Origin of the sequence: Marivita geojedonensis, from assembly GCF_002115805.1 — a bacterium.
In the GTDB taxonomy this organism is placed as follows: Bacteria; Pseudomonadota; Alphaproteobacteria; order Rhodobacterales; family Rhodobacteraceae; genus Marivita; species Marivita geojedonensis.
The window spans coordinates 229,162-242,658 of record NZ_JFKC01000003.1; the positions used below are offsets into that span (position 1 = coordinate 229,162).

The 13,497-nt window shown below is 59.2% G+C and carries 12 protein-coding genes; 7 read left to right on the top strand and 5 right to left on the bottom strand.

Annotated features, from left to right (window positions below; genetic code table 11):
* The 3 genes from MGEO_RS06165 to MGEO_RS06175 all read right to left on the bottom strand — a co-directional run bounded on the left by MGEO_RS06165 (position 1) and on the right by MGEO_RS06175 (position 2,913).
* Entirely contained in the window at positions 1-864 is an 864-nt protein-coding gene (locus tag MGEO_RS06165) for an alpha/beta fold hydrolase (protein WP_085635828.1), read from the bottom strand.
* Complete coding sequence (locus MGEO_RS06170) at positions 861-1,349, bottom strand: hypothetical protein (RefSeq protein WP_143746237.1); 489 nt, start codon at positions 1,347-1,349, stop codon at positions 861-863. Before MGEO_RS06170 ends, MGEO_RS06165 begins: the two co-directional genes overlap by 4 nt.
* Before the next feature lie 190 nt (positions 1,350-1,539).
* Positions 1,540-2,913: a M20/M25/M40 family metallo-hydrolase gene (locus MGEO_RS06175; protein WP_085635830.1), complete on the bottom strand. Its 1,374-nt coding sequence runs from the start codon at positions 2,911-2,913 to the stop codon at positions 1,540-1,542.
* A gap of 288 nt (positions 2,914-3,201) precedes the next feature.
* Between MGEO_RS06175 and hemA the strand changes: the two genes are divergently transcribed.
* From hemA to MGEO_RS06200, 5 genes are all read left to right on the top strand, one after another.
* Positions 3,202-4,425, top strand: coding sequence for a 5-aminolevulinate synthase (gene hemA / locus MGEO_RS06180; RefSeq protein ID WP_085635831.1), 1,224 nt, complete (start codon positions 3,202-3,204; stop codon positions 4,423-4,425).
* A 135-nt stretch (positions 4,426-4,560) separates the two neighbouring features.
* Positions 4,561-6,165, top strand: coding sequence for a helix-turn-helix domain-containing protein (locus MGEO_RS06185; protein WP_085635832.1), 1,605 nt, complete (start codon positions 4,561-4,563; stop codon positions 6,163-6,165).
* A 109-nt stretch (positions 6,166-6,274) separates the two neighbouring features.
* On the top strand, positions 6,275-7,402 hold the full coding sequence (gene ispG, locus MGEO_RS06190; protein ID WP_085635833.1) for a flavodoxin-dependent (E)-4-hydroxy-3-methylbut-2-enyl-diphosphate synthase: 1,128 nt from the start codon (positions 6,275-6,277) through the stop codon (positions 7,400-7,402).
* Between the two features lie 158 nt (positions 7,403-7,560).
* The gene (locus tag MGEO_RS06195; protein ID WP_233139702.1) at positions 7,561-8,481 is read left to right on the top strand and encodes a hypothetical protein; all 921 of its coding nucleotides are present in this window, start codon (positions 7,561-7,563) and stop codon (positions 8,479-8,481) included.
* Positions 8,482-8,486: 5 nt separating this feature from the next.
* Positions 8,487-8,798 (top strand): hypothetical protein, encoded by a 312-nt coding sequence (locus MGEO_RS06200; protein ID WP_143746238.1) that lies wholly within the window; start codon positions 8,487-8,489, stop codon positions 8,796-8,798.
* Between the two features lie 8 nt (positions 8,799-8,806).
* Here the strand turns inward: MGEO_RS06200 and MGEO_RS06205 are convergent, their stop codons facing one another.
* Positions 8,807-9,556 (bottom strand): DsbA family protein, encoded by a 750-nt coding sequence (locus tag MGEO_RS06205; RefSeq protein WP_085635836.1) that lies wholly within the window; start codon positions 9,554-9,556, stop codon positions 8,807-8,809.
* Positions 9,557-9,577: 21 nt separating this feature from the next.
* The gene (locus MGEO_RS06210) at positions 9,578-10,915 is read right to left on the bottom strand and encodes a M48 family metalloprotease (protein WP_085635837.1); all 1,338 of its coding nucleotides are present in this window, start codon (positions 10,913-10,915) and stop codon (positions 9,578-9,580) included.
* 56 nt (positions 10,916-10,971) lie between these two features.
* Between MGEO_RS06210 and MGEO_RS06215 the strand changes: the two genes are divergently transcribed.
* Complete coding sequence (locus MGEO_RS06215) at positions 10,972-12,126, top strand: pyridoxal phosphate-dependent aminotransferase (RefSeq protein ID WP_085635930.1); 1,155 nt, start codon at positions 10,972-10,974, stop codon at positions 12,124-12,126.
* Between the two features lie 75 nt (positions 12,127-12,201).
* On the top strand, positions 12,202-13,419 hold the full coding sequence (locus tag MGEO_RS06220; protein WP_085635838.1) for an N-acetylmuramoyl-L-alanine amidase: 1,218 nt from the start codon (positions 12,202-12,204) through the stop codon (positions 13,417-13,419).
* The last annotated feature ends 78 nt before the right edge of the window (positions 13,420-13,497 follow it).

The following is a 13,497-nucleotide window of genomic DNA, read 5'->3' on the forward strand; positions in this document are numbered from 1 at the left end:
TCAGATATGAAGTTTGATCCAGTCCATCATGGCTTGGGCGGTATCGTCCGGGTTCTGGTCCGGAAAGAAATGTCCGCCGGGCAGAGCGGCATGCTGCATGTCTGCGAGGCGGTCGCTCCATGTTGCGGGAACATCCATCAGCCTCGCCATCGCACCATCCTGACCATAGAGAACCAGAGCGGGGCAGGTTACCTTGCGGTGAAGTTCGGCGCGGTCGTCCGCCCAGTCCACATCAATCGCCGCGCGGTAATCATGGCACATGGCGCGGATACAGGCGGGGTCTGACCAGGCGCGTCGATATTCTTTCAGCAATGCCGTATCGAAATCTTCCAGGCGTGCCTTTCCAAAACCCAGCAGGCAGCGTTCAAAATACATGTCCGGATCAAAGCCAATCAGTGTCTCCGGAAAGGGTTCGGGTTGGGCGAGGAAGAGCCAATGATAATAGGCCCGCGCAACATCGGTAGTCATCTGCGTCAGCAGGTGCTCTGTCGGAACGATATCCATCACCGTCAGCGTCTGAACGGCATCAGGATGATCCAGCGCCATACGGTGTGCTGTGCGGCCTCCACGATCGTGACCGGCAACATGGAACCGGTCGAAACCGAGTGACGCCATCAGTTCCACCATGTCACGCGCCATAAGCCGAAAGCTCATCTCGGGCATGGTTGCTGGTTTGCTGCTGTCACCATACCCCCGCAGATCCGCTGTCACGACGGTGAATGTTCCTGTGAGCCTTGCCACGATGGGTCGCCACATCGACCGTGTCTGCGGAAACCCGTGCAACAGCAAAAGAGGCGGTCCGTTTCCGGCCACCTCGTATGCGATTTTTTGATTACCCGTCTGAAAGGTCTGGTATCGGCTCATTTCGCCGATGAGGAAACCATCACAACGCTGCCCCAGTCAACATTGGCCAGTTGAACGGATTGTTCCTGCGCCAGGATCAGCAGATCGCCCGGCCCGTCGAGGCCGGCATACTGGAAACCGGCTTCAACATGTGCGGGATCGAGATTCATGACGCCAATGGCCGCGATCGCCCCAATGACAAGACCTGCGGCGTTCCGGCGGCCGGTGGCGCGCGGATTTACGATACGGATCATGCTGGCAAGGTAAAAGATGATCAGACCGATGATGAGGATGGAAATGCCCTTCATCGCATAGGTCAGAAATTGAACGGGCCAGCCTGACCAGACGAGCAGTTCTCGGACGCTGTCGGGATCATCGGCTGCGTACATCGCGGACAGGGCAAGTCCGCAGCCCAGAGCCGACATCATAACCGGATGTTCCGCTGCTCCACGGGCGGATTTCTCAAGCTCCCAGGGTTGCCGAACAACTCTGGCGGTGGCGGGCATGGCAGCGAAAGCGGGGTCCAACCGCTTAATGCGGCTGTTGAAATCGTTACGATCTTGTTTCCGAAGCACTCGTCTCATGCGTTAACCAATCGCCCTGAAATGTGTCCAGAATTGGATCGGCATGCGGCTTAACTGCGAAAGTTAGCGCGCGTTAAAGTAGAATCCGCCACAAAAAAAGACAGATTGAGGGTCACTTTGTGAGCGCAGCCAAGATTCTGGCCCAACTTCTTGTCCCTTTGTGGAAGCTCTCAATGTCGTATTTTTCGTTGGGGCTGTGAATCTGGTCGTCGTCTTTTCCGAATCCGATGAGCATTGATTCGGTTCCGAGCAACGTCTGGAAATACCCGGCGACAGGAATGGATCCGCCGCAGCCGATAAACGCTGCCTCATCAGGCCATTCGTCACTCAGCGCCTGCCGCGCTTTTTCGAAAACAGGATTGTCGATCGGCATGACGGAAGCAGGGGACGCGCCGTGCGCCTTGAATTCAACCTTACAGTCGTTGGGAACCATATCGTTGATCATCGCACGCAGGCTTTCGCGGATCGCGTGCGGGTCCTGTTGCCCGACAAGGCGAAAACTGATCTTGGCGCTGGCTGTTGACGGAAGAACCGTCTTGAACCCTTCGCCCTGATACCCGCCTCCGATGCCATTGACTTCGCAGGTCGGCCGCGACCAAAGCATTTCCAGCGCGCTGCGCCCGGCCTCGCCCGCCAGGTCAGCCAGCCCGACGTCTCCAAGAAACGCTTTGTGATCGAAGCCGAGACCTTCCCATTGCTGAATCACATCATCGGGCAGTTCGGGAACGCCCTCATAAAATCCGGGAACCGTAATCTTGCCGGAGTCATCGTGCAGCGCGGCGATGATGCGTGACAGCACCCGGATCGGATTCATTGCAGCGCCGCCATACATGCCGGAATGCAGGTCACGACTGGGACCGGTGATCGTGATTTCCTCCTGAAGCAGGCCGCGCAGCATTGTGGTGATCGCCGGTACACGGCTGTCGAACAACCCGGTGTCGCAGATCAGGGCAACGTCGCTTTTCAGCTCGTCGGCGTTCTCCTTCAGGAAAGGGATCAGAGAAGGAGACCCCGATTCCTCTTCGCCTTCAAAGAAGAAGGTGATCCTGCAGGGCAGGGATCCGTGTTCCGCCTTCCATGCGCGGCAGGCTTCGACAAAGGTCATCAGCTGCCCTTTGTCGTCAGCACTTCCCCGACCACGGATCACTTTGCCTTTGGGCGTGTCTTCGATCTGCGGATCGAATGGATCATTGTCCCAAAGGTTGAGAGGGTCGACCGGCTGCACGTCGTAGTGTCCGTAGAACAACAAATGCGGGCCAGGGCCGTCAATGTGGCCGATGACCATCGGGTGGCCGGGTGTTTGACGCTTGGATGCTGCCGCTCCAAGAGATGTCAGGTCTTCAACAAGCCAGTCAGCGGCGCGGTCACATTCGGCCTTGTACGCGGGATCTGTCGAGATCGAGGGAATGCGCAACAGTTCCATCAGCCGGTCAAGGCTTTCAGGCAGGGAAGAATCGATACGGTTCAGAACGGGATCGACAGACATGCAAAGCTCCTTCGCGCTGGTCTGGCGGGACCGTAACACTGCCAAATCCACTGTCCAGAGGGGTGCGATTCCCGCAGCTTCGGCATTTGATGATTGAGAAATGTCCCTTTTTTCAGGGTCAAAGCCCTGTGGCACGGTTTAAGTTGACCCAGATCAAGGCTGCGACGGTTGGTCATTCCATACACACATTGTCAGACGGGGATGTGATCTATATCCATTCTAAAACGTGAATGCGACGTGGGGCGACGAAAACGGCCTTACAAGATCGCAGACTGCAAGGAGACGCCGGTGAGCTATACTGACCAACTTGATCAAGCCCTGAACCGTTTGCACGAAGAGGGACGCTACCGGACCTTCATCGATATTGAGCGTCAAAACGGTCAGTTTCCGCATGCGGTCTGGCGCAAGCCCGACGGATCCGAGCAGGACATCACCGTGTGGTGTGGCAATGACTATCTTGGCATGGGCCAGCATCCGGCGGTTCTGGCCGCGATGCACGAGGCGTTGGACGCCACAGGCGCGGGATCGGGCGGGACCCGCAATATTTCGGGCACAACCGTGTATCACAAGCGTCTCGAAGCCGAGCTTGCCGATCTGCACCAGAAAGAGGCCGCGCTGCTGTTCACCTCGGCCTACATCGCAAACGACGCCACGCTTTCGACACTGCCCAAGCTGTTTCCCGGCCTGATCATTTACTCGGATGAGTTGAACCACGCGTCGATGATCGAAGGTGTCCGTCGCAACGGTGGGGCAAAGCGGATTTTCAGGCATAATGATGTTGAACATCTCCGCGAACTGCTCGCCGCGGATGATCCTGACGCTCCAAAACTCATTGCATTCGAATCGATCTACTCGATGGACGGCGATTTCGGCCCGATCGAAGCGATTTGCGACCTTGCGGACGAATTCAACGCATTGACCTATATCGACGAAGTTCATGCGGTCGGGATGTATGGCCCGCGCGGGGCCGGTGTTGCAGAACGCGACGGCCTGATGGACCGGATCGACATCATCAATGGCACCCTTGCGAAAGCCTATGGCGTGATGGGCGGCTATATCGCCTCGTCGGCTAAAATGTGCGACGCAATAAGATCTTACGCGCCGGGGTTCATCTTTACGACTTCGCTTCCGCCTGCCGTTGCAGCAGGCGCTGCGGCGTCGGTTGCGCATCTGAAAACCGATCAGAGCCTGCGCGACCAGCACCAGCTTCAGGCAAAAATCCTGAAAATGCGCCTTAAGGGTCTTGGTCTTCCGATCATCGACCACGGCAGCCACATCATTCCGGTCATCGTTGGTGATCCGGTGCACACCAAGAAACTGTCAGACATGATGCTCGACCGTTTTGGCATCTACGTTCAGCCGATCAACTTCCCGACTGTTCCGCGCGGAACTGAACGGCTTCGGTTTACGCCGTCGCCGGTGCACGGACCGAAAGAGATCGACACTCTTGTGCATGCGATGGATGAACTTTGGGCGCATTGTGCGCTGAATCGTGCCGAACTGAGCGCCTAAGCCGTGGAATCAGTGCAATAAACCTTGCCGTATGTTAGCGTACACGTAATAAACCGCACGACTCGACTCATTACCGGGTACGTGTGACGCAGGCAGCGTGTAGTTAGTTAGTGGAAACGGCAAGGGGCAGCGAGTATGATTGGGCGGAAACCCCAAAAGATTTCGCAGGACACATCTGACGCCAAACCGCGCGGGTTCGATGATTTCGAACTCCGGTTGGGCGATGTCATGCGTGGGGAACGTGCCACCCTCGGAAAATCGCTTCTCGATGTTCAGCGTGAACTGCGCATCAAGGCGAGCTACATCGCCGCGATCGAAAACTGTGATCCCACCGCATTTGACACGCCTGGCTTCATCGCCGGATATGTGCGCTCCTACGCCCGGTATCTGGGCATGGACCCGGATGACACCTATGCGGTCTTTTGCGCCGAAAGCGGTTTTGAAACCGCGCACGGCATGTCGGATGCTGCGTCCTCTCGGAAAAAGACCGAAGTAAAGGTTGCGTCTGGCCCCGTCGGTGCGCGTGATCCGTTCTCGCAGCCTGCGTTGCCCTTCGCCCCGAGCACCGATTCCTTCCTGTCGCGGATCGAACCGGGCGCGATCGGATCGACACTTGTGCTTGTCATGCTTCTGGGTGGTCTCGGCTATGGCGGGTATTCCGTTCTGCAGGAGGTCCAGCGGGTTCAGCTGGCACCTGTGGATCAAACCCCCGTTGTCCTGTCTGATCTCGATCCGCTCCAGGCCACAATCCAGCCAACGGAAAGCACGGGCGCAGTCGGGACGGAAACAGTTGCCGATGCCGGGGCAGGGGTGTTCACGCCGCCCGCGAACGTGGAAGCGTTTGATCGTCTCTATCGGCCGCAGGCTCTTGACGTTCCGGTTCTCGTTGCGCGTGACGCACCGATCTCGACGCTCGACCCCAACAGTGTTGGAGCTTTTGCGCAGGTCGCGACACAGGATCTGCCGTCCGTCGATCTCAACCCGGCGGACAGCAGCGTCGTGTCTCGGTTCGCCTCGTCCAACACGTTCTCTGCAGAGGGTGTGACACTGATCGCGGCGCGTCCCGCATGGGTCCGCGTGCGCGGCGAAGACCGTTCCATCCTTTTCGAGCGGGTGATGGCGGCTGGCGACACCTGGACAGTCCCTCAGTCCGAAGCGAACGCTCTGCTGAATGTTGGAGAGAGTGGCGCGCTCTATGTCTCAGTCAACGGGCAGACCGTTGGTCCGGTCGGCCCATCGGGGACAGTGACATCGGATTTGCCTCTGGATGGTCCGACACTGGCCGCAGCGCTCGAGCCTGCAGATCTGCGGGCGGATGCCGATCTGTCTCGTGTTCTCTCGGATCTGGGCGGTACGGTCGAGCAACCGGTCGTTGGACAGCCGAAAATTCTTGAGGACAGCGCGCCGGGTGTGACACTCGTGGCGGTGCGTCCGGCGTGGATCCGCGTGCGTGCCGCAGACGGAAGCGTGATTTTCGAAACTATCATGAATGCCGGGGACACCTACCAGGTTCCCGCGACTGAAGAACCGCCGACTCTGCGGGTTGGGGAATCCGGCGCGATCTATTTTGCGATGAACGGTCAGACCTATGGCCCGGCGGGTCCGCGTGGCTCCGTCACATCGAACCTCGCGCTGTCGGTCGATGAGCTTTCGCAGACCTACTCCGTCGCGTCGATCGAGGCGGATAGTGACTTGGCGCGTGTCGTTGCGGAACTCGAGCTGCCGCTGGTCACGGACTGAGCGACGCACCCCTGACAATTCACGCTTGAAGCACCCCGCCAGCGGGCCTAGCTATACGTCTGGAAAAACTGTACGGTTTGGTTGACACTTTCCGCCGGAGGAACCCTGCATGAGCCTCAATCACGTTCGCCCATGGCGCAACATCTACCGTCGTACCTCGCGCCAGATCATGGTGGGCAATGTGCCGGTAGGAGGCGATGCACCGATCTCCGTGCAGACCATGACCAACACGCTGACACCGGACGTTAAAGCGACCGTCGCGCAGGTTCAGGCTGCAGCGGATGCTGGGGCCGATATCGTGCGAGTGTCGGTGCCTGACGAAGACAGTTCGCGTGCGCTGAAGGAAATCGTCCGGGAAAGCCCTGTTCCCATCGTCGCGGACATTCACTTTCACTATAAACGGGGCATCGAGGCGGCAGAAGCAGGCGCCGCCTGCCTGCGCATCAACCCCGGAAATATCGGATCGCAGGACCGGGTGCGTGAAGTCATCAAAGCTGCGCGGGACCACAACTGTTCGATCCGGATCGGTGTGAACGCCGGTTCGCTGGAAAAGCACTTGCTCGAAAAATACGGCGAACCATGTCCCGATGCGATGGTGGAATCCGGTTTGGATCACATCAAGATATTGCAGGACAACGATTTTCACGAATTCAAGATCAGCTGCAAGGCATCTGATGTCTTTATGGCTGCGGCCGCCTATCAGCAGCTCGCAGAGGCGACCGACGCACCGATCCATCTGGGCATCACCGAAGCGGGTGGCCTGATGTCAGGGACCATCAAATCGGCCATTGGCTTGGGCAACCTTCTTTGGATGGGCATAGGTGACACGATCCGGGTGTCTCTCTCTGCGGATCCGGTGGAAGAGGTGAAGGTCGGTTACGAAATCCTGAAGTCTCTTGGCCTGCGCCACCGCGGTGTGAACATCATTTCCTGCCCCAGCTGCGCGCGTCAGGGATTTGACGTGATCAAGACCGTTGAGACATTGGAAAAGCGCCTGGAGCACATAAAGACTCCGATGAGCCTGTCGATCATCGGCTGCGTGGTGAATGGACCCGGCGAGGCACTCATGACCGATGTCGGCTTTACCGGCGGCGGCAACGGTGCGGGCATGGTGTATCTCGCGGGCAAGCAAAGCCACAAGATGACCAATGACCAGATGGTGGATCATATCGTCGAGCAGGTCGAGAAAAAGGCGGCTGAGCTTGAAGCTGCCAGTACGCCGGAAGCGGCTGAGTAAACAATCTCAGAGTGTTCTAACACTATGATAACAAGGCGGTTGAGGTCGGACCCGTTCTGCCGTCGCTGCAGGATTTACTTGTCATGTGACCCAAGATCAGACATCCTAATTACTTATTTAATTAGGTATTCGTGATGGCTTTGACTCCGGTTAGGCACGTGGTCCACATCAAGACCACAAAACGATATGCGAAATACGACGCAGAACTCGATACGACAGTTTGCGACCGGTATAATAATGCCAATTTGACGTTGACCATGCGTCTGGGTTTTCGGCAGATCAACCCGGCTGGTGGTGCTGCAAGCGGCACATATCACGACTACGGTGATCCAACAAAGCCCGCGAGAACTATCGTGCGTTGGACACCGGGAAGCTGGAGCCGTTGGAAGACCAACTTCGTGCGGTCGGCACAGCCTTTCTGGAATGGGAAATTCTGGTTGGTGAACAACTTTCCAACGTGCCTGGAGTTTGAAGACGGTCAAACCTATCGCCCCAACATCTATTGTCGTTTCAGATTAAGCGGAGCTGATGTCGCGGCTGGCGGTTCATACCACCATACTATTGATGTTGTGCGTCTTGACCCGTCAGAGTCTTTCTTCGGGTCTCATTCAACGCTGTATGACAGCAACGATACCCAACCGACCCCCAAAGACACTGATAGTACCGGGGCGGCTGTGATGCAGCGCGCGCATGTGCATGAAATTGGTCATCTTTTGGGAATGGGTCACGCAACCCAGGGTTCGGCGGCGTGCCCGCAGGGCCCCAGGGACGATACCAACGCCGATGCGTGTTACGGAACTTCGGATCACGACATGCATTCTGTGATGGGGTCTGGTATGGCTTTATACACGGTGCATGCATTTCCCTGGCGTTGGGCTGCGGCGGATATCACCGGCAAAGGCACGGTAAGAAGCCCCGCTGACAACAGGGAGTTGCGCGCGCGGCGCACCCGGCTGTTGGGAGGTCCCCAGCCTGATCCCACGACCAATGACTGGTCGGCGAAAATGGTCCGCCATTATCCTCGAACCCAGGATGAGGCCAGACTCGGGCAGGCAATTACGCGCAGGCCTTCGCGGTGATCCGGTTGAGCACACTGGCTTTGCTCGGCAGCCTCATGATACAAAATCCTTCTCTCGGAGGCACCATGTCGGAATGTGCAAGAACTCCCGTTGAAACGTCCCGTTGCGTAATCGAAGCGATTTTACGCGATCTTTCAGACACGTATACCGGCCTTGATGGCGGTGGAATCGCGTCGATCACCCAAGATGCGACTTGGAAATACACGGTCGCGATTGCGCGCGAAGAGCGATTGGATCTCATCACGTACACTGTTGTCTTGCACGACGATGGCATGGTCGAGATCACTGATCGCGCCAAATCGACAAAGTCTTACTGACGACTGTCTTAGCGTGCTTCAGCCACGATCTGCTGCATCGCGTCAAGCGGCACGTACCCCCGGATCAGCTGATCGCCCATCACGAACGACGGTGTTCCGTTGATCTGAAGCGCCTGCGCAAGCTCGCGGGTTTTCGCGAGCTGTGCGGTGATGTCCTCGCTGTCCATCGCGGCAATCACTTCGTCGGCATCGAGTCCGAGCGTGTCTGCAAGACGACGCAGAACCGTGTCGTCCATATCGGCATTCAGTGCGATAAGCGTTTCCTTGGCCGCTTCGTAGGCCTCGTCTCCCGCGACTTCGCGGACGGCCAGCGCAAACCGGGAAGAGATCACAGAGTTTTCGCCGAGGATCGGAAATTCCTTGGCGACGTAGCGAATATTGCCGTCGAGTTCGAGAAGTTGCGCGACCTCAGGGTGAGCACGACGACAGAAGCCGCAGCGGTAGTCGAAGAATTCGACGATGGTCACGTCGCCTTCCGGGTTTCCGCCAACCCAGGAATATCCGTCATTGAAAATCGCGTCGGCGTTGTTTGCGATCAGCTGCACATCACCCTGCGCCTGCTCGGCTGCCCGACGCTCTTCGAGCACCTGAACCGCTTCCATGATCACTTCGGGGTTTTCCAGCAGATAAGTCCGAACCTGTGCCCCAAAGGCAGTACGTTCCGCCTCGGACATGTTGTCGAAGTCCAGATCGGACGCCTGTGTGGCTGTGGCCAGCATCAGGGCCAGAAGGGACGGGGCAAAACGGGTTTTGAGCATGAAGGTCTCCAGTGATCGGGATTAGCGCTGTCCGGCGCGTTGGGCTGCACTTAGCACATCCTGCGCGCGTTGCCACGGGCCGGAACCGCGCGCAAGTGCGCCCTCGGCCCGTTTGGCGTGAATACTTGCATCTTTGAAGCGGCCCTGAACCGCATACCGTTCCGCTGTGACAAGCGATGCCATCGCGGTCTGACCCATCTTGGCGTAGGCAACAGCCAGATCGCGCAGGATGCGGGTGTCACTGAAGTCGCGTCCGCGCGCGGCTTCCAGCGTGCGCAGGGCCTCCTGTGGGTTGCCGGCGGCAAGGTATGCACGCCCCAGTCCTCCCAGGATCAGGGGTTCGCGTGGAGCAAGCCGTGCCGCGGCTGAATACACCTTCACCGCATCGGATGCGCGGCGGGATTCCAACAGGATCTGACCCTTGAGTTCACGCAGAAACGGATCATTCGGTCGGCTGGAAATGGCAGCATCGATATTGCTCAGCGCGCGTCCGAGATCGCTCTGGCGGTGATAGGCCACTGCTTTGCGAAGCTGCGCGATATCAGCGGTTACGCTGCTGTCGGCGCGGCGCAAGGTCCAGCCGGGCGCGCGGGTAAAGGCGGTCAGCTTGCCCTTCGCCCGTTCGAACCAGTAGGTCCCGGTTGGATCGGGCGGCGTTCGGGCCGATGCTCCGGCAACCAAACCCTTGAGGGCCCGCAACCGATCACGCGTCAATGGATGCGACCGCATGTAGGGGTCCTGCCGGCTTTCCGCGAGAGCGTCCTGTCCGCGAAAGAGGTCCTGAACCTCGATCGCCCCCTGCGGATCGACGCCCGCGCGCACCATGTACCGCACCGAACTGATATCGGCAGATGCTTCTTCGGCGCGTGTATGCGCAAGGAAATTCCGCATGGCCGACGACTGTAATCCGATCCCAAGACCAACGGCGGCCCGGCCTCCGCCCGATGCTGCGGCCGCCGCCGCAAGAACCATGCCCAATCCGGCTGCGGTCCGTGCCGTCTGCATGTTGCCAAGTCGGCGCGAGATATGGCCGTTCGCGATGTGCGCCGCCTCATGCGCGATCACGGCCTGAACCTGGGCGGCTGTCTCAAGCTTGGTGAGCAGCCCGGAATGGATGAAGATGTGCTGCGTATCGACGATGAACGCGTTGAGCGTACTGTCGTCAATCACGAGAATCCGGATCTGGTTGGGGCTGAGTCCTGCGGCTCTGAGAACCGGCGCCCCAAGCTGTTTCAGGGCATATTCGATATCCGCATCGCGCAGAAGGGTCACCGCACGGGCCGGAACCGCGCCAATCAGCGCGGTCAGGCACAGGACCAATCCCGTCACCCGCAAGAGGTGCAGTGTTGCGTGATACATTGACGTGGCCCTGCCTTCGCCCCTAGGTCTGCTGCGGGCAGTGTAGGGAGAGAATGATGCGGAACTCAAGCCGTGGGGCGGTTGATCCCTTTATCGTGATGGATGTCATGGAAGCCGCACGTCAGGCCGAGGCTGCGGGGCGCCACATCATCCATATGGAAGTGGGCCAACCCGGGACTCCGGCGCCTGCGCAGGCGCGCGACGCGCTGGCAAGAGCTATGAGCGACGATCCGCTGGGATACACGGTTGCGCTGGGGTTGCCCGCGCTTCGTCAGCGGATCGCGAGGCTCTATGCCGACTGGTATGGTGTCGATCTGGACCCCGCGCGCGTTGTGGTGACCCCTGGTTCATCGGGTGGGTTCATCCTCGCCTTTACGGCGCTGTTCGATGCCGGAGACAGGATTGCCATCGGCGCACCGGGATATCCGTCGTATCGGCAGATCATGAAATCGCTCGATCTGACACCGATCGAAGTCCAGACCCGTCCGGAAGCGCGTTACCAGCTTGAGCCGTCCGATCTGGAGGGGCTTGAGTATCAGGGTATGATGGTTGCGTCTCCTGCCAACCCGACGGGCACCATGCTTGGCAAAGACGCTCTTGCTGCGCTGATTGGAGCAGCGCACGACAATGGAGCCGCGTTCCTGTCGGATGAGATTTACCACGGCATTGAGTATGACCGTAAAGCCGTGACCGCGCTGGAGATCAGCGACAATGTCTGCGTGATCAATTCATTCTCGAAGTTTTTCAGCATGACCGGTTGGCGTGTGGGTTGGCTGGTCCTTCCGCCGGACAGCGTCCGACAGGTTGAACGGCTGGCCCAGAACATGTTCATCTGCGCACCCCATGCCGCGCAGGTTGCGGCGCTGGCGGCCATGGATGCCGATGAAGAGCTCGAGGCGAACATGGCGGTCTACCGCAGAAACCGGCAGTTCATGCTTGAAGGGCTGCCCAAAGCCGGGTTCGACCGGATCGCACCTCCGGATGGGGCGTTCTATGTTTACGCGGACATTGCGCACCTTACGGATGACAGCCGCGCCTTTGCCCGTGCCATTCTTGATGAGGCTGGTGTGGCGGTCACTCCGGGGCTGGATTTCGATCCGGTGCGCGGGGGCGGCACGCTGCGCTTTTCCTATGCGCGGTCTACGGACGACATCGTTGAAGGGCTTGAAAGACTGGAACGCTTCATGCGTCAGCGCGGATTTATCGCATAAGCGTTCCTGCTGTTGCCGGTCGGACGAATCCGGTATGGTGGCATCAATGGCCCGGTGAGAGGCCTTGGTGAAACCATGAGCGGTGTTTTGAAACAGGTATTGGCTCTGATCCTGTCGGTTATGCTGGCGGTACCTGCCGCTGCGCAGGAACTCGGTGCGCTTGCGCGCTTCGAGGGGGGCGCAGTGACCGACCGATGGGGCGGTGCAGAGGTGCAACTCAATCTGAGTCAGGGAGTCCCGTGGCGGGTCTTCACCCTGACCGACCCGAACCGACTGGTGATGGATTTCCGGGAAGTGCAATGGGGCGAGGTGGACCCGGCCTCGTTGACCGAAGGCGACCGCATCACGTCCCTGCGGATGGGCGGCTACCGTCCGGGCTGGTCCCGACTGGTGGCGGAAATGGCCGAGCCGATGACCGTCAGCACGGCACAGATGGACACAGAGGGTGCCACCGGAGCGGCGGTTCTTCTTGTGCGCCTCGACACCGCAGATCAATCGAGTTTCGACGCCGAGGCTGGTGCGCCGAGGGATCCGCGCTGGGACCTGCCGCAAGCGGCGCAGGTGGAGCCTCTGCCGCCGCGCGATCCCGGACGTCTGAGGATCGTGCTTGATCCGGGGCATGGCGGCATCGACCCCGGAGCGGAACGCGGGGAAGTCCGCGAGGCCGATCTCATGCTGACCTTTGCACGGGAATTGCAGGACGTGCTGCGCCGGGCAGGGGGATTTGACGTCGTTCTGACCCGCGACGGGGACTACTTCGTGTCTCTCGAAGCCCGCGTGGCACGGGCGCGGGATGCCGGCGCGGATGTCTTCATTTCGCTTCACGCCGATGCTTTGGCCGAAGGGGAGGCACGGGGTGCGGCTGTCTATACGCTGTCCGATGATGCGTCCGACGCGGCCTCGGCTGCTCTTGCTGAACGGCATGATCGTGACGATCTGCTGGCCGGTGTCGATCTGAGCCAATCCGACGACCGGGTCGCCAATGTGCTGATGAGCCTCGCGCGGCTGGACAACGCTCCGCGCAGCGAAGCATTGGCACGTCACATGCTGTCAGGCATCCAGAACGCGGTTGGCCGGGTGCACAAACGTCCGATGCGCAGTGCAGGTTTCTCGGTTCTCAAGGCTGCGGACATACCTTCGGTTCTGCTTGAAGTCGGGTTTCTGTCCACTGATGAGGACCTGAAGAATCTCAGTGATCCGATCTGGCGACAGGGCATGGCAGCAGGTGTGCGCGACGGTTTGATCGCCTGGCGCGATGAAGACGCCGCGCTGGCGCCGCTTCGGCGGAATTGACGATTTGGGAATGACCTTGCGTCATAGGCAATCGAGTGCCGGTAGGAACGGCAATGTGTTTTGACCATCGGCCCCTGA